Annotated in this window: 14 protein-coding genes; 9 read left to right on the top strand and 5 right to left on the bottom strand. The window is 63.5% G+C overall.

The genetic code is table 11. The annotated features are described in order from the left end of the window. The first annotated feature begins 6 nt into the window (after positions 1-6). From OKW20_RS23135 to OKW20_RS23115, 5 genes are all read left to right on the top strand, one after another. The gene (locus tag OKW20_RS23135) at positions 7-2,106 is read left to right on the top strand and encodes an ADP-ribosylglycohydrolase family protein (RefSeq protein ID WP_429175757.1); all 2,100 of its coding nucleotides are present in this window, start codon (positions 7-9) and stop codon (positions 2,104-2,106) included. A gap of 27 nt (positions 2,107-2,133) precedes the next feature. Then, positions 2,134-3,183: an ABC transporter ATP-binding protein gene (locus OKW20_RS23130; protein WP_429175754.1), complete on the top strand. Its 1,050-nt coding sequence runs from the start codon at positions 2,134-2,136 to the stop codon at positions 3,181-3,183. Further along, a complete protein-coding gene (locus tag OKW20_RS23125) occupies positions 3,180-4,397 on the top strand; it encodes a CaiB/BaiF CoA transferase family protein (protein WP_429175751.1) in 1,218 nt (405 codons plus the stop codon). Before OKW20_RS23130 ends, OKW20_RS23125 begins: the two co-directional genes overlap by 4 nt. Next, positions 4,394-5,239, top strand: coding sequence for an HpcH/HpaI aldolase/citrate lyase family protein (locus OKW20_RS23120; protein WP_429175747.1), 846 nt, complete (start codon positions 4,394-4,396; stop codon positions 5,237-5,239). The genes OKW20_RS23125 and OKW20_RS23120 overlap by 4 nt, the downstream gene beginning before the upstream one ends. 205 nt (positions 5,240-5,444) lie before the next feature. After that, positions 5,445-8,006, top strand: a complete 2,562-nt coding sequence (locus OKW20_RS23115; RefSeq protein WP_429175744.1) for an SH3 domain-containing protein — start codon at positions 5,445-5,447, stop codon at positions 8,004-8,006. 188 nt (positions 8,007-8,194) lie between these two features. On the opposite strand, the gene OKW20_RS23110 is transcribed toward OKW20_RS23115, so the two are convergent. After that, positions 8,195-9,385: a DUF882 domain-containing protein gene (locus tag OKW20_RS23110; RefSeq protein ID WP_429175742.1), complete on the bottom strand. Its 1,191-nt coding sequence runs from the start codon at positions 9,383-9,385 to the stop codon at positions 8,195-8,197. 408 nt (positions 9,386-9,793) lie between these two features. Between OKW20_RS23110 and OKW20_RS23105 the strand changes: the two genes are divergently transcribed. Beyond that, the gene (locus tag OKW20_RS23105) at positions 9,794-10,126 is read left to right on the top strand and encodes a hypothetical protein (RefSeq protein ID WP_429175740.1); all 333 of its coding nucleotides are present in this window, start codon (positions 9,794-9,796) and stop codon (positions 10,124-10,126) included. An 82-nt stretch (positions 10,127-10,208) separates the two neighbouring features. Here OKW20_RS23105 and OKW20_RS23100 read toward each other — a convergent pair whose 3' ends face one another. Continuing rightward, positions 10,209-10,331: a hypothetical protein gene (locus OKW20_RS23100; protein ID WP_256364273.1), complete on the bottom strand. Its 123-nt coding sequence runs from the start codon at positions 10,329-10,331 to the stop codon at positions 10,209-10,211. Positions 10,332-10,593: 262 nt separating this feature from the next. Here OKW20_RS23100 and OKW20_RS23095 point away from each other — a divergent pair, with 262 nt between their 5' ends. The 3 genes from OKW20_RS23095 to OKW20_RS23085 all read left to right on the top strand — a co-directional run bounded on the left by OKW20_RS23095 (position 10,594) and on the right by OKW20_RS23085 (position 13,665). Then, positions 10,594-11,265: a response regulator transcription factor gene (locus OKW20_RS23095; protein WP_043612112.1), complete on the top strand. Its 672-nt coding sequence runs from the start codon at positions 10,594-10,596 to the stop codon at positions 11,263-11,265. Further along, entirely contained in the window at positions 11,265-12,605 is a 1,341-nt protein-coding gene (locus OKW20_RS23090) for a sensor histidine kinase (protein ID WP_429175737.1), read from the top strand. Before OKW20_RS23095 ends, OKW20_RS23090 begins: the two co-directional genes overlap by 1 nt. A gap of 220 nt (positions 12,606-12,825) precedes the next feature. Further along, positions 12,826-13,665 (top strand): DUF3313 domain-containing protein, encoded by an 840-nt coding sequence (locus OKW20_RS23085; protein ID WP_429175834.1) that lies wholly within the window; start codon positions 12,826-12,828, stop codon positions 13,663-13,665. A 17-nt stretch (positions 13,666-13,682) separates the two neighbouring features. On the opposite strand, the gene OKW20_RS23080 is transcribed toward OKW20_RS23085, so the two are convergent. The 3 genes from OKW20_RS23080 to OKW20_RS23070 are packed head-to-tail and all read right to left on the bottom strand — an operon-like array spanning position 13,683 to position 16,467. Beyond that, positions 13,683-14,498, bottom strand: a complete 816-nt coding sequence (locus OKW20_RS23080) for a carbohydrate ABC transporter permease (protein ID WP_429175734.1) — start codon at positions 14,496-14,498, stop codon at positions 13,683-13,685. Continuing rightward, the gene (locus tag OKW20_RS23075; protein WP_429175730.1) at positions 14,495-15,439 is read right to left on the bottom strand and encodes a carbohydrate ABC transporter permease; all 945 of its coding nucleotides are present in this window, start codon (positions 15,437-15,439) and stop codon (positions 14,495-14,497) included. Before OKW20_RS23075 ends, OKW20_RS23080 begins: the two co-directional genes overlap by 4 nt. Beyond that, the gene (locus OKW20_RS23070; RefSeq protein ID WP_429175728.1) at positions 15,436-16,467 is read right to left on the bottom strand and encodes an aldo/keto reductase; all 1,032 of its coding nucleotides are present in this window, start codon (positions 16,465-16,467) and stop codon (positions 15,436-15,438) included. Before OKW20_RS23070 ends, OKW20_RS23075 begins: the two co-directional genes overlap by 4 nt. Positions 16,468-16,522 lie beyond the last annotated feature (55 nt).

The raw sequence follows: 16,522 nt of genomic DNA, 5'->3' as shown, positions 1-16,522 counted from the left end.
TATCCGATGCTCAGCACCACAGAAATCTTCGAGCGTATCTATTCCGGCTTTATCGGCAAGGCGATCGGCGTGCGCTTGGGCGCACCCGTCGAGCCGACGATCTGGAGCTATGAACGCATCCGGGACACCTATGGCGAGGTGACGGAATATCTGCGCGATTTCAAGAATTTCGCTGCCGACGACGACACCAACGGCCCGGTCTATTTCATCCGGGCGCTGCGCGACTACGGCCTCGGCGCCACCGCCGAAGAGGTCGGCAAGACCTGGCTGAACTATGCAGCCGAAGAACACGGCATGTACTGGTGGGGCGGCTTCGGCAACTCGACCGAGCATACCGCCTATCAGAACCTGCGTGCCGGCATCCCGGCGCCGCAATCCGGCTCGATCGCCCAGAACGGCACGACGGTTGCCGAACAGATCGGCGGCCAGATCTTCATCGATAGCTGGGGCTGGGTGCATCCGGCCGACCCGAAGAAGGCGGCCGAAGCCTCGGCGCTTGCGGCAAGTGTCGCCCATGACGGCGAGGGCTTGCATGGCGCCCGCTTCTGCGCCGCAGCCATCGCCCAGGCGTTTGTTGCCAAGAACATCGAGGACGTCATCGACACGGGTCTCGCGACAATCCCGGCCGACTCCCTCTATGCCAAGGTTTCCCGCGCGGTGCTTCGCTTCCACGAAGCCAACCGGAACGACTGGCGCGCCTGCCGTGACATGCTGACGGCGGATTGGGGCTATGACCGCTATCCCGGCGTCTGCCACATCATTCCGAATGCCGGCGTTTTGATCATGAGCCTGATCTACGGCCAGGGCGACCTGCCGCGCACCGTCGAGATCGCGACGATGGCCGGCTGGGACACGGACTGCAACGCCGGCAATGCCGGTGCGATCGTCGGCACTCTGCAGCAGGTGCAACCGGGCTGGGACAAGTACCGCAAGCCGATCAACGACTTCGTCGTCGCTTCGGGCGTGACGGGTACAGTCAACGTCGTCGACATTCCCTCCTTTGCCCGCGAGTTGACTGTGCTGGCGTTGCGCCTGCAGGGGCGGGAAGCTCCAGCACTCTGGGTCGAGGATTTCGAGCGCCGCGGCGTTCGCTTCGATTTCGACGCTCCGGGCGCCACCCATGGTTTCCGCACCGAGCCGTTCAACCAGATCGCCGTCAAGGCATCGGCGGAACGCCATACGGACAATGCCAAGGGATCGCTGGAGATCCTGCTCGACCGCCTCGAGCGCGGGCATGGTGGTCGCATCTTCTGGAAGCCCTTCTATCGCCGTTCCGACTTCGACGATGAACGCTACCGCCCGATGTTCACGCCGCTTGCCGATGACGGCCAGACGGTGTCGTTCAAACTCTGGCTCGACCCGTGGAACGGTGACGGCAACCTGCGCGTGGCCCCCTATGTCCGCCGCGCCATGAGCGGCACCATCCAGGAAACCGGCGCCTGGCACGTGCCGTCGGCGAGCGGCTGGCAGGACTACGCCTTCACCATCCCCGACGGCAATGGCGAGGCGGTCGACGAGGTCGGCATCCTGGTCGAGTATTTCGGCCGACTGAAGTTCCTCGGCCGGCTGTTCCTTGCGGACTTCTCCGTCTCCGGCAAGGGCCGCGCCGTCATCGACCCGGCGAAGGAAGCGCATGAATGGGGCGGCATCACCCGCTTCACCTGGAACCGCGGCCATTGGAGCCTGCAACAGGGTCGCATCCATGCCCATACGGCTACCGACGCGGACGCCTGGACGGGCAACGCCTATCTCCGCGACGTCAGCGTCAAGGCCGAGCTTCAGCCGCACTCAGGCGCTTCGCATCTGGTGGTGGCGCGGGCTCAGGGTACGAGCCGCTTTTATGCCGCCGGTTTTGAGAACGGCGAAGCCGTGATCCTGCTCGAAGACCACGGCACGAAAGTCCTCGCCCACGCCCCGTTCCGTATCGAATACGGCCGGAGCTATGCGATCGATCTCACGGTCGTTGGCGGCAAGCTGACGCTCACCATTGATGGCGAGCGGGTGCTTCAGGCTGATGATGCGACGCTACGCTACGGCATGGCTGGCCTTCGCATGGCGTCTGCTGGGCGCATGTCGATCGGCCGGCTCGAGGTTGCCGAGCGCTAACTGCGGGCGGAAAGAAAGGGAGGAAACATGTCCGAGATAGAGCTTAGAAGTGTCGGCAAGAGCTACGGCAGTGTTGCCGTGCTCAACGACATCTCGCTGGAAATGGGCGACGGTGAATTCGTCGTGCTCGTCGGCCCCTCGGGCTGCGGCAAGTCTACGCTGTTGCGCATGATCGCCGGGCTGGAGGATATTTCAGCCGGCGAGATCACCATCGGCGGCAAGGTCGTCAACGACATGCCGGCCAAGGAGCGCGACATCGCCATGGTCTTCCAGTCCTATGCGCTCTATCCGCACATGAAGGTCGCGGAGAACATGAGCTTCGCCTTGAAGCTCGCCGGCGCGCCGAAGGCGGAGATCGAGAAGCGGGTGACCCAGGCGGCCGAAATCCTCGGTCTGGAAAAGCTGCTCGACCGCCTGCCGCGCGAACTCTCCGGCGGCCAGCGTCAGCGTGTCGCCATGGGTCGCGCCATCGTGCGCGACCCGCGCGCCTTCCTCTTCGACGAACCTCTGTCGAACCTCGATGCCAAGCTGCGCGTGAAGATGCGCAGCGAAATCAAGAAGCTGCATCAGCGGCTGCGCCGCACGATGGTCTATGTCACCCACGACCAGACCGAGGCCATGACCATGGCCGACAAGATCGTGGTCATGAACGGCGGAAAGATCGAGCAGGCGGGCGCCCCGCTCGACCTCTACAACGATCCCGCCAACCTCTTCGTCGCCGGCTTCATCGGCTCGCCGGAGATCAACCTGATCGAGGCGATCTCCGAGGGTAAGACGGCCTTGACCCGGGATGGCGTCTCCTTGCCGCTCGGGCGAAAGGTGGAGGCGGGCAAGCGGGTCGTCTGCGGCATTCGCCCGCAACACATCACGCTTGGAACAACGGGCGTGCCGGGCCGCATCAGCCTGGTCGAGCCGACCGGCGAGGACCAGGAAATCGTCGTCGACATGGGCGGCCAGGATATCACGGTCGTCGTCCACGGCGGCAAGCTGCTTGCAGCCGGTCAGGACGTGACGCTGACGATCGATGCAGACAAGGTTCTGCTCTTCGACAAGGACACCGGGGAGCGCCTTCGATGAGCGGATTTGCGAAGCGACAGTTCGATCCCGATGCCAAGGGACCGCTTGCAGGCACGAGGGTCCTTGATCTTTCCCGGCTCGTTGCCGGCAACATGCTGTCGTTGCAACTGGCCGATGCCGGCGCCGACGTCATCAAGATCGAGCCGCCGGCAGGCGATCCGCTCCGCGACTGGAAGGACGATGGCCACTCGCTCTATTGGAAGACCTATAGCCGCAACAAGCGCTCCGTCGTTCTGAACCTCCGGCAGGAGGCGGCGATGACGGCGCTCTGGGCGCTGATCGATACGGCCGACGTCTTCATCGAGAACTTTCGGCCGGGAACGCTTGAGCGCATGGGGCTTTCGCCGGAAGCGCTGCACGACCGCAATCCCAACCTGATCATCGTGCGCATTTCCGGTTTCGGCCAGACGGGGCCTTACGCGCAGTTTCCGGGCTTTGGAACCATCATCGAAGGCATGAGCGGTTTTGCTTACCGTACCGGCTTTCCCGATCGCGAGCCCGTGCTGCCGCCGCTGGCGCTTGCCGACATGATCGCCGGTGTTTATGGCAGCTCGGCCACCGTGACCGCGCTGCTTGCGCGCGATCGCGGCTACGCAAAAGGGCAGGTTATCGACCTGTCGCTGCTGGAACCGATGTTCTCGGTGCTCGGGCCGGAGGCGGCGATCTATCAGACGACCGGCAAGATCAAGGAGCGCGTCGGAAGCGCCTCCAACACGGCCGCCCCACGCAACGTCTACCGCTGCCGCGACGGAAAGTATGTGGCACTGTCCGGATCGACGCCCCAGGTCGCACGGCGGATCTTCGAGATCATCGGCCGCGCCGACATGAACCAGGACCCGCGCTTTGCCACCAATTCGGAGCGCGTCAAAAACCGCGACCTGGTCGACGAGGCCGTTGGCGGTTGGTTTGCCCGGCATGACCATGACGAGGCGCTGAAGATCATGCGCGACGCCGGTGCGACGGTCGGGCCGATCTACAACATTGCAGACGCCGCGTCCGACCCCCATTTCGCCGAGCGCGAAATCATCGTCGATGTCGAGGACGCCGAGTTCGGCAGCCTGCCAATGCACAACATCGTTCCGCGGCTTTCCGAGACGCCGGGTGTCTGGCGGAGGCCTGCACCAGCGCTTGGGGAGCACACGGCCGAAGTTCTGGCTGAGGCGGGACTGGATAGCGGCGCGATCGCGACGATTGTCCAAGGGGAGGCCGCGTGAGGCTTCGCTCCCTTCTCTACGTCCCGGCCTCGTCCGAGACGTTCATCGCCAAGGCGCACGAGCGCGGCGCGGATGCGATCATCCTCGACCTGGAGGATTCCGTCGCCCTGGAGCAGAAGCAGGCCGCTAGGGATGGGCTGAAGGGCGCCGTGGCGCAGGTGGGACGCGGTGGCGCGACCGTCTTCGTCCGCATCAATTCGGCGCCGGAACTGCGCATGGCGGATGCAGAGGCCGCCTGCCTTGCCGGCGCCTTCGGCCTCTATGTCGCGAAAGCCCGGTCGCCGCAGGAGCTAGAGGATATTGCAGCGCATCTGGAGCCGATTGAGCAGCGGATCGGCCGGCCGCCGGTCGCCTTCGTGCCGCTCCTTGAGGATGCAGGCGCCGTTCTCGATGCGCGCGCGATTGCGCGCGTCAGCCGTGTGATCGGCCTTGCTGCCGGTGGCGAAGACATCGCGACCAGCATGGGCGCAGAACCCCTGCCAGACGTCTTGCGCCTTCCGAAACTGATGGTCCACCTTGCTGCCAAGGCGGAAGGAAAGCTCTCCTTCGGGATGCTTCTGACGGTTGCCGATTACAGGCGGCTGGATGCCTTGAAGGCAGCCGCTCGTGAGGCGAAGGCCCACGGATTTGACGGCGCGAGCTGTGTCCACCCGTCCGTGGTCCCAGTGCTGAACGAGGCCTACGCGCCGAGCCCAGAACGGATCGCCTGGGCAAAGACCGTGATCGACGCAGCGAAGACGGCTCAGGCAGACGGTCGTGGCGCCTTTGCGCTCAACGGCGTCATGGTCGATGCGCCGATCATCGAGCGCGCGCGTCATATTCTGCAACAGGCAGGTGGCTGAGTCCGGCCTGGCGGAAACGCAGCCACGATCGTGTGGTCTGCTGTCTTGCGGTTGCACCTGTCGCCGAATGTGCAATGATCCTGAAATTGTACGACTTTAACCGGCTGAAAACGCGGGACGCCTTTGTCGTCAAGGCCCGTTTTCAGTGGCACTCCGGCATGCAGGGATTTCGAACAGCTTAGACACCCAGGAAGGGAATGTGATCATGCGTAGACTTCTTGCGTACCTGACGATCGCTTCGTTCTTCTCAACTTCAGCCTTTGCAGATCCTGCCATCCTGACTGCAAACGTGAATTTCAGGGTGGGGCCGGGAACCGGATTTGACGCGATGCGCGTGATCCCCCAGGGCGAGGAAGTCGACATCAAGGAATGCGACGCAGAAGCCTCCTGGTGCGCCGTGAGTTATGTCGGGGCAAACGGCTTCGTGGCCGGCAAGTATCTCAACCAGTCCGATGCCACCGCGCCGGCCTGGCCAAGGATGTTCACCACCGAAAAGGGCGCGACGATCACGCTCTTCCAGCCGCAGATCACGTCCTGGAAGGATTTCAAGGAGCTCGAAGCCCTTGTCGCCACCGAGCTCAAACCATCCGCCGACGCCAAGCCGATCTATGGCATCATCGGGCTTTCGGCCAAGACCGTGGCCGACGAGGCAACGGAAAACGTCACGCTGACGGATGTGCGCACCACGCGGCTCGATTTTTCCGCCCTGGACCGGCAACAGCTTGCGGACCTTGCGCTCGACATCGGCAAGCTTGTCCCGACCGATCCGATCGTCGTGTCGCAGCAACGCCTGGCGGCAAGCCTTGCGGACTTCCAGCGCCTCGCCGATATCCCCGATATCAAGGCCGATCCGCCGCCGATCTTTGTCAGTGAAACGCCGGCCATCCTGGTGCAGACGGACGGCAAGCCGGTGATGGCTCCGGTCAAGGGTGTCGAGGGCCTCTCCTTCGTGGTCAACACGAACTGGGATCTCTTCAAGCTGGATCAGTCGGCAGACTACTATCTGCGGAGCGAAAAGAACTGGCTGACGTCGAAGGCCCTGGAGAGCGGTTGGGTTGCGGCGGCATCGGTGCCGGACGTCTTTTCCAAGCTGCCGGAGATCGACAACTGGAAAGGGGTAAAGGCTGCCCTTCCGCCCACGCCCTTCAGCGATAATCAGCTTCCGAAGGTCTTCTATTCGGAGAAGCCGGCGGAGCTTCTGATCTTTGAGGGAAAACCGGCCCTCGAACCGATCGCGGGTACGGGGCTGGATTGGGTATCCAACACGACCAGCTCGGTGTTTTTCCATCGGGCCAGCAAGACGTGGTACACGCTTCTGTCCGGACGGTGGTTTTCATCAACGTCGCTCGAAGGTCCCTGGACCTTTGCCACGCCTGATCTGCCAGATGATTTCGTGAACCTGCCCGACGACGCCTCCTACTCGGCCGTGCGCGCGTCGGTCCCCGGCACGTCCGAAAGCGCAATGGCGCGTCTGCGGGCGAGCATTCCGAAGCTCGCACGGGTTTCGACCGATGGATCGCTGAAGGTGGATGTGCACTACAATGGCGAGCCGAAGTTCGAGCCGATCGAAGGCACGTCGATGTTCTATGCCGTCAACGCCAACGAGCAGGTCATTAAGGTTGCGGACAAGTACTACGTTCTGAAAGACGGTATCTGGTTCGTCGGTGATACGCCGACCGGGCCCTTTGCCGTTGCCCGCGCCGTTGCCGATGAGATCTACACGATCCCATCGTCGTCTCCGGTCTATAACGCGACCTATGTCCGCATCTACGACACGGAGCCGGATGCCATCTGGTACGGCTACACGCTCGGCTATCTCTACACCTACCTTGCCTGGGACACCGTCGTCTGGGGCTCGGGCTGGTATTATCCGCCCTATTGGGACTATTACGACGACGATTGGCCCTATTATCCGCCGCCGATCAGCTACGGGTTCGGCGCCTCATACAACCCGGCCTACGGTACGTTCGGGCGCTATGGCTACGCCTATGGCCCGGAAAGGGGCCTGGTCTTCGGCGCCGCCTATAACCCAGTCACGGGCACACGGTTCCGCGGCGGTGCGGTGGCGGGTCCCGGCGGCGAGCGCGGTTTCATTTCTGCCTACAATCCACGCACGGGCAACGCGATGGTCGCGCGGGGCGGGCAGAATGTCTACGGCTCGTGGGGCAGTGTAGCCGTCAAGCACGGTGGTGAGTTCGCGCGCATCAGCGGCGGATCGACCGGCAGTGCCGGCGGCCTGCGCTGGCGAAATTCGGAAGGCGACAAGGGCTTCATCGTCGGCAGCAAGGGCGGTGACGTCTATGCCGGCCGAGATGGCAGCGTCTATCGCCGTCAGGACGGCCAATGGCAGAAGCACACGCCGGATGGCTGGCAACCGGTTCAGCGGCCGAACGGGGAAAACCTGCGCAATGCCGCCCAAGGCGCGATATCCAACCGGCCCCAAGCCGCACAGCGTATCCAGAACCGGGCCGAGACGAGAACGACACCGCGCCGCAGCCCGCAGGTTCGCCAACGGGCGCCGGATCATCTGTCCTTCGATCGTGCCGGACGGCAATTCGGCAACCAGAACGAACTCAGCCGCAATTATGGGCGGCTCTATCAGGAGTCCGGCCGGAACTTCCAGAGCTTTGACCGTGGTGGCGGTTACAGCGGCGGCGGTTTCCAGGGTGGCAACCGCGGCAGCTTCCACGGAGGAGGCGGGCGCGGCGGTGGAGCTGCCTTCCGCGGCGGCGGTGGCGGACGTGGCGGCGGCGGTCGCGGTCGCTGAGGAAACACGGCCGTTCCGACACGTTTTCCCGAGCGGCCGCGTTAGGCGCGGCAATGGCGGGTGCGGGGTCGCGCCTGCTCAGGCGAAGAACAGCGGCGTGATCATCGGATCGGCTGCCGGTGTGGCGCAGGCTTGGTGGTACGGCGGACCCGACCATCGAGCCTTGAGCGCTGACGATCGGTCCGGTATCAGCCGTCCGACCAGAAGCGCTCCTTGTTGAAGCTCTTGTCTTCCTTGCCGGCCGGGGACGTGCGCTTCGGAACGCGCGGCGTATCGTCGGCGCTTGCCACCGAAAGCTCCAGGTTTGCCGGAAGGGCCAGTCGCTCAAGCTCCTTGGCCGGTGCCAGTGCCCATTTGAAGAGCGCGGCGTCGCGAATTGTCCATTCGGCTTTTGCAGACGCCGGGCCGGTGAGGCTGCTTTCGCCTGCAGCCGGATGGCGCATCATGCCCACGCCAAGCGCGACCTTGAACGACGAGGAGGGAACGAAAGCCGAGACGTTCGTGGGAAGCGCGCGCTCAGGCGTGGGGGTGGGCGTAACGGTCGCGGCGGTCGCCGTGGCGCGCAGCGTCGGCAGCGGGACGCTGATCGCCGCAAGGTCGAAGAATGGCGACTTTTCGGCAGCTTCCTTCCGCATCGTCTGAAGCTCGAGGGCTTCTTCTCCGCGGCTCTTGCGGGTTGGAAGCATCGCGGTCAGTAGTGTGTTGTCGGAGGTTTCTCTGCCTTTGACTTTTGCCGGACCGGCGCTGTTTGCAGCGACGATCGAGGTTGCCTTGACCCGTCGCTTGTAGTCGGCCATCGCCTGGTCATAACCTGGCAAAGCCCCGCCGCTGGCGGGAAGATGGAGGGTTTTTCCGTTCGGGAAGACGCGGGCGAGTTCCTGGCGCGACATCCGCGGCCACGCGCGCACGTTTCCGACGTCGAGATGCACGAAGGGTGATCCTGACGTGGGGTAGTAGCCCACGCCGCCGACCTGCATCTGCATGGCGATTTCCCGCAGCCGGGTAAGCTTCACGCCCGGGATATAGAAATCCATCGCCTTACCCAGCATGTGCTGGCTGTTCTTGGCGACCCCGGTGCTGCGCGAGCGGCCGCGCAGCATGCTGTTGGTGGCCGGGGAACGGTAGGCCGAGACGACGTTGATGTAGTCCTTGCCGCCGGCGCGCTGATAGACCTCCCAGACGAGATCGAGGAGACGCGGGTCCATGCGGGCAGGCTCGTTCCTGCGCCAGTCGCGCAGGAAACGGTTGATCTGCGCCAGCCCCTTCTGGTCGTATTTGCCGTCCCGTTTGAAGGTGATCGTCGCGCGCTCGCCGGTGTGCGTGAAGAATAGCTTAAGCGACCGGACTTCTGCCGACGCCGCCGTGCTGGTGAACGCCATGGCGGACGCTGCAAGGGAGGTGACTGCGGCCGCTCGTGCGGCCCACCGGGCGATACGCTTGACGCCTCTGACGACGGCAGGCGAGGCAGGCTCTGGATACGCAGTTACAGGATACTCAGACACAGCGGCTTCCGATTCAAACGAGGTACAATCCACCGGCGGTCACGACCGGCGGCTCGGCTCTTCAACGGAGATTATGGTCAACAAAGGATTAAGAAGCGGTTGATGCGATTGGACGTGTTTCCCGGTGACGCATTTTTGGGATGCGACCGGATTTCAGGGCCTCGGCTTGCCCATGCCAGAACGGTCGCGTGAGGGTGTTGGGCCTTGTTTTCCGCAATCTATACATTAGTTACTATGAATGGATGAGTTGGTTGCACCGCGGTACTTGCATCGCCAAGGTGTCTCATGAAAAGCACGAAAGACGTCATTGCCGAACTGACCCGCGCCGCGCGCGATGTTCACATGCTGACGGAGGGCGAAAAGCTCCGTCTTGTCTCCCGGGCCTATGTCACGATCAAGGAAGGTTGGGAGCTGCTGGGGCAGCCCAATCGCATCGTGGAGTCAGCCGAAACGATGGACGTCATCCGCGCCGGGGGCATGCCGGTGCATCTCTACGACGACGAGATGCGGGCAATCCTCCAGGAGGCCGTCAAGGTCATCAAGCAGATCGAAGCGGCGATGGAAGCCAAGAATGCTCCGGCACCCGCGTCCGGCGAAGATACCAGCCAAGAGTCGTGAACGAGCCCGAAGCAATTCGTGCGGCGACGTTCTAATTGGCGAGTTCGGTCAAATGGCCGTCGGGGATCTGATCCGTGGCGCGCTACATCGCAATTCGATCGGACGTGAGGATCAGAATAATCGCCGGGCCCGCCAGGAAGGCGGCGAGAAAAAGGGCCGACAGGAACGAGCGCAGGAGGAAGCGCAGCAGGGGTCTGCGGGTCATCGGGCGGCCCGATACGCATTCCGCCGATTGACCGTTTGCAATTCCGTTGCGGAAGCGCACTCCGCTTTTGACGCCGTCATGCTTCCTGTTCCTTTCCGGTTCGTTGAAGGCCGCCCCTCTCGTGCAGATCTCGCGAGGGCGGCTCGACGCGTTTGCTAGGTCCCAACAATTGCAACAATGTTACGCTCGGCCGCCCCGTGGTTTCCGTAATGCTGCTGTAATTCTTGCGGCAGATTCGGAAGGCCGAAGCCATGGGGTGCCGATGCGGATATTGCTGATCGAAGACGAGAGGGAACTGGCGGCGGCGCTGGCTGTGGCGCTCAGCAAATATGGCATCGTCATCGACCATACGACCCATCTCGCCGACGCAGCCGAGCTTGCCCGTCAGAACGACTACGGCGCTATTCTTCTCGACCGCCGCTTGCCCGACGGCGAAGGGCTCAGCTTCATCCCGCAATTGCGGCGCATTGGCCAGGACGCGCCGATCATCGTCTTGACGGCGCGCAACGAGCCGATGGAGCGGGTTGAAGGCCTCGACATCGGGGCGGACGACTATCTCGGCAAGCCCTTTCTCGTCGAGGAACTGATGGCACGCCTGCGCGCCGTGTTGCGCCGTCCCGCGGCACTCGCTGAACTTGAGATCAAGGTCGGGCGCATGGCGCTCGATCCGCTGAACCTCACCGTGACCGTCGATGACGTGAAGCTCGACGTCCCGAGGCGCGAACTCTTCGTGCTCCAGGCGCTTGCCAGGCGCCGCGACAAGACCGTTCTTCGCTCGACGCTCGAAGCTGCCGTCTACAACTACGAAGAAGAGATCCAGTCGAACGCGATCGACGCCCACATTTCAAGGCTGCGCAAGCGGCTGGCCGATGCTGGCGCCGGCGTCTCGATCCACAACATCCGTGGGGTCGGCTACCTCCTGAAGGAAGAGTGATGATGGGCCAGGCGGCAAGACGCAATCCATCGCTCTGGTGGCGGCTCAGCTGGCAATTGAGCCTCGTGATCATCGCCGTCGTCGCCTCGGTGATCATTGGGCTCTGTATCTGGGCAACCACGGCCATGTCGCCGAACACGGCGATGGAAGGGACGGTCGTCTCGGTCGTGTCCGGTGCCGTAGGCCGGGGCAGCGATGGTGCAATGCAGCTTTCCGAAACCGAAGACCTGGCGGCGCTCAAGGCACAAAACGGTGCCTTGTGGTTCGTGGTCGCGACCACCAGCGGTGCCTTCGCCTCCCATGGGTCTATTCCGCCCGCCTATGCCGCACTGCCACAGGTAATCCACCTGTTCGACGAAGCCGATATCAGGGGAGCCGCAACCACCCGCGAGATTGCGACGATCGAAAACGCGAAGACGCCGGCTGGCGAAGTGCGGATCCTGTTTGGCGGCGTAGCGGACAAGGGCTGGGGCGCCCTGGCTCTCTTGGCCAAGGCCTACCCGATCTACCTGTCTTTGATCGCCAGTGCTCTCCCGGCGATTTTTCTTGCCGTTCCTCATATCGTCGGGCGTGCTCTCGCGACGGTGAGCGAGGTTGCCGACGAAGCATCGCGGATCGATCCTCGCCGCCACGGAACGCGCCTTCCGCTCGCGGGCATCCCGAACGAGGTCGCCCCGGTTCTGATCGCATTCAACGGCGCGCTTGAGCGCCTTGAGGACGAGTCCAAAAAGCGGCGGCGCTTCCTGATCGATGCGGCCCACGAACTGCGAACCCCCATTGCGATCATGCAGACGCGCATCGATGGCATGCCTGAGGGCCGGGAGAGAACACGCCTGATGGATGATGTCGCCCGGCTCGCCGAAACGGCAGAGCAGCTTCTGGACTTCGAGCGCAACGACCAGGCGCTCGTTCTGGACGAGCCGATGGATCTGGTCGATATCGCGCGATCGGCCGTCGCCGATCTCGCCCCGCTGGCGATCGCGGGAGGTTATCAGGTGTCATTCCACAGTGACGTGGAGACGCTTGCGCGAAAGGGCAACCCACCTGCCGTCTTGCGCGCGGTCAACAACCTCGTCCGAAACGCCATCGATCACGGCGGCAATGCCGGCCTGATTGCCGTCTCCGTCTCAAGCGATGGGCGCGTCGAGGTTTCCGACGAAGGACCTGGCATACCTGCCGAGCATCAGGAACTCGTTTTCGAGCCGTTTTACAGGGTTTCTCCCAAAGAAACGGGCGCGGGTCTTGGTTTGAGCCTCGTGAAGCAGGTGGTTTCCAACCACGGGGGCCGCGTCAGCCTCACGAGTACAGCGAACGGAACCAAGGTTGCCGTCCACCTCTGATCGGCGACAGGCTTCCACACTGCGTCAGCGTCACCCTTGCGCCCGGGCCCTCGCCACGACAGCTTTTCCCGGTGACAGCTCGAACCAGCTTGTAATTCTGTAGCAATTGTCCATCCCCAAGGTCGCCGTTGCATGCCAACGGAGATCATGGAAAGTGCTAAAAGTTTTTTTAATTCAATCGCTTAATAGGGTTTTCTCATCACTCGTCCCGGCCCGCGCGGTGGGCCTGGCAGGACTACTCTCGGTGGCCCTGGCCGGATGCCAATCGGTTCCGCTGAAGGAGGCGGGGACGCTGACCTCCTATAGCAAGCTCGGCCCGTCGAAAGGCATGGTGGCGAAGAAACGCCTCTACGTCGAGGGACAACGCCTGGCCGGCGTAAGAACCATCCGCATCGCGCCGACGATGTTTTCCCTTGCCGCCGCCTCCAAGATCAAGTCCGGTGCCGATCGCGACCTGGTCTCGAACGCTCTCGACCGCGCGCTCTGCGTCGCGCTCAGCGACAGATATCAGATGGTTTCCGCCGATCAGCCTGCTGATCTGACGGTTCGCTCCGTGGTCGCCGATATTGTTCCGACAGACAAGGCGCTCGCAGGGGTTTCGACGGCCGTGACCGTCGGCACCGGGTTCGTGCTCCCCGTCAGCGTGCCGCGATTGCCTGTAGGCCTCGGGGGCCTGGCCGTCGAGGCCGAAGCTGTCGATGCCGGTGGCGCGCAAATCGCTGCGATGCTTTGGGCGAGGGGCGCGAATTCGATCCTCGACAAGCCCCGTGTTTCCGAAGTCGGCGACGCCTATAGCTTTGCGACGAAATTCGCCAACGAATTTTCGCAGGTGCTGATTTCCGGCAAGGAACCGAAGGCCTTGGATATCTCGCTGCCAACCCGGCAGCGCGTGCAGTCCTGGTTGGGCGGCAAACCCAAATATGCCGCATGCGATGCCTTCGGGCGGGCGCCGGGTCTGGTCGGCGCGATCGCAGCCAAATACGGCGCACCGCCTCAATGGACCGACAAGAAGCCGAAAGCCGGGGCCGAGCAGGCGCTCAACCCTCCCATTGCCCGGTAGCTTGCCGCCGGCGCTCCCTACTTCACGCCGCCATGGGCAAGCCCGCTCACGAGGTAGCGTTGCATGAACAGCGCGACCAGATAAACCGGCGCGATGCCCGCCAGGGAAGCGGCTGCCATCTGGCCGAAATTCACCAGCCGGTCGCCCTGGAAGAGCGAGATGCCGACCGGCAAGGTCCGCGTGGCGTCGGAGAAGGTGAAGGCGGAAGCAAACAGGAACTCGTTGTAGGACAAGACCGTGACGATGATGAAGGTTGCGACGATCCCCGGCGCGATGATCGGCACGACGATCTGTAGCAGCGTGCGCAACGGACCGGCGCCGTCCATCGCCGCTGCCTGCTCGATTTCGATCGGCATGCGACGCAGGAACGGCATCAGCAACCAGAAGGCGACGGGCACGTTGGCGAAACCGTAGATGAGAACAAGCCCGGCGCGCGTATCGAGCAGTCCGGTTGTCTTCAGCAGGAAAAACAGCGGGATCAACGCCACGATCGGCGGGGCCATGTAGCTCGAGAGCGTAACGTCCGACAGCCACTTCCCACCGATCTTCAGCCGGAGGACGGCATAGGCCGACGGCAGCGCCAGTGCGATGGTGACCAGGCCCGAGACCAGCGACACGATCACGGAATTCAGAATGAACCGGAGGATGTTGGCCGCTTCGAAGGCCGCCGGCCAGTTCGTGAGCGTCGGCGCCGTCGGCCAGAAGCGGCCGTTGAGCACGTCGTCCTTCGTCTTCAAGGAAACCGCGATGAGATAGAGGAAGGGCAGGGCAAAGAAGCTGACGACCGGCGCTGCCGCAAGCCCGAGCCATAGATGTCGCGCGGCGGGTTTCATAGTTCGCGCCTTTCGAAGTGCTGGTGCAGTCGCACGACGGGCAAGGTCACAAGTCCGATGATCAACGCGTAGATCATCGTCTCGGCTGCGGCGCGGCCGACGTCGAACTGTTCGATCGCCCGCCGATAGATGGCAAAGCCGGCCGATGTCGTCGCAAAGCCGGGCCCGCCGAAGGTCAGGATGTAGACGAGGTCGAAGAGCTTGAACGACAAAATAAGTTTCAGCAGATAGATCGACGAAAGCGGTGCGGCGACCAGCGGCAGGGTGATGTGCCAGAAACGCTGCCAGCCATTGGCCCCGTCCACCATCGCCGCCTCGTGAACGCTCTCAGGCACCGTGGAAAGGGCCGCAAAACAGAGAATGACGATGAAGGGCGTCCATTGCCAGAGATCCGCTACGCCGATTGCCAGCCAGGCGAGCGTCGGGTGGCCGAGAAAGGAAATCGGCTCGGAGATCACGCCGTAGGTAATCAGGGTGCCGTTCAAGAGCCCGCCTGCCGGCGCGAAGATCAGCTTCCAGGCGATGCCGACCATGACGGGCGGGGTCATCAGCGGCAACAGCACGAGGCTCATCAGGAAGCGGCCGGCCTTCAACAGGGACGTGAAAAGCAGCGCGATCAGGAAGCCAAGCGCAAGCTGCACCAGCGAGGTCGCAAGCGCATAGGCGACGCTTCTGCCGATGGCTGCAAGGAAGATCGGATCCTGAAGCGCCGTTGCAAAGTGCTTGATTCCGACGAAGCCGCGGAACGGCTTTCCGAGCGTGCTCTTGCTGAAGGCGAGCGCCAGCAGAAAGACGGTCGGGTAAAGCGTCGTGACGACCAGCGCGACGAGGACCGGCGCGATCCAGGCGAGCCGACCGAGACGCGCCCGAAGGGCGTGGCTGCGCGCGGCGACACCGGCCGCACCGGCGGGTCCCAGCACCTCGACGGCAAAGGCGGTCATGCGGCCTCGGCCAGATCCGGGCGCGTCGGCCCGCTGCCGGCCCGGGTGGCAAGCAACATGTCCTCGATATCGTCGAGGTCGCGGGGGGTGAGCTCAAGGGTTGCCGCATCGATCCAGCCATCGATCTGCAGCGGTTCGCGCGCGCCGATGATGGCTCCGGTAACGCCGGGCCAGGAAATCGCCCAGGCGGCGGCGACCGCAGCGACCGTCGTTTCGTGCCGCGCGGCAATCGGCCTCAAGCCTTCGGTAAAAGCGAGGTTCCGGTGAAGCGCTTCGCCTGAAAATTCCTCGTCGCGCGATCGCCAGTCGTCCTGCGGAAGGGCTCGGGCGCGCGCCGGCGTAAAGGCGCCGGTGAGCAGGCCCGATTGCAGCGGGCTGTAGGCGATGACGCCGCTGCCATGCGCCTGCACCCAGGGCAGCTCTGCTCTGGCGAACTGGCGCTTGATCGCCGAAAAGGGCGGTTGCACGACATCGACGGGCGCGACCGTTGCCGCGCGCTCGAGAAGCGCCCGATCGTGGTTCGAAAGCCCGATGGCCCTAACCTTGCCCTCTTTCTTCAATTCGGCAAACGTCGCCCAATAGTCCTCGACCGGCGTGCCGTCATTGGCAGGCCAGTGCACCTGGTAGAGGTCGATGACGTCAACGCCGAGCCGCTTCAGGGAAGCCTCCAACTCGCGGCGAATGGACTGGGCATTGCCGATGCGGGCTGGAAGAGCGTTGCGGTTGTCCGGGTCCCAGATCAGCCCGGCCTTGGTGAAGATCAACGGACGTTCGGATCGCGGGATGGTCGAGAGCGCCTCGCGCACGATCTGTTCGGAATGGCCGAGGCCATAGACGGGTGCCGTGTCGATCCAGTTGATGCCGCGCTCGACCGCATGGCGGATGGCGGCGATCGACCGGGTATCGTCCTGGCTTCCCCATCCCCATCCCCAATCGGGGCCACCGATGGCCCAGGCGCCAAAGCCAACGGGCGTGATGTCGAAATCGGTTCGGCCGAGCCTGCGCTTCGGCAAGGATCTTGCACTCATGGTCTTTTGCCTCGTTGAAAGAAAGTGGCGGGGCGGCGCCGGGAGGAAGCGCCAC

This window comes from Ensifer sp. LBL, from assembly GCF_050435225.1.
Classification (GTDB): domain Bacteria; phylum Pseudomonadota; class Alphaproteobacteria; order Rhizobiales; family Rhizobiaceae; genus Ensifer.
Note: the sequence above shows the minus strand (reverse complement) of the source record. Positions and strands in the feature narration are given on the sequence as shown.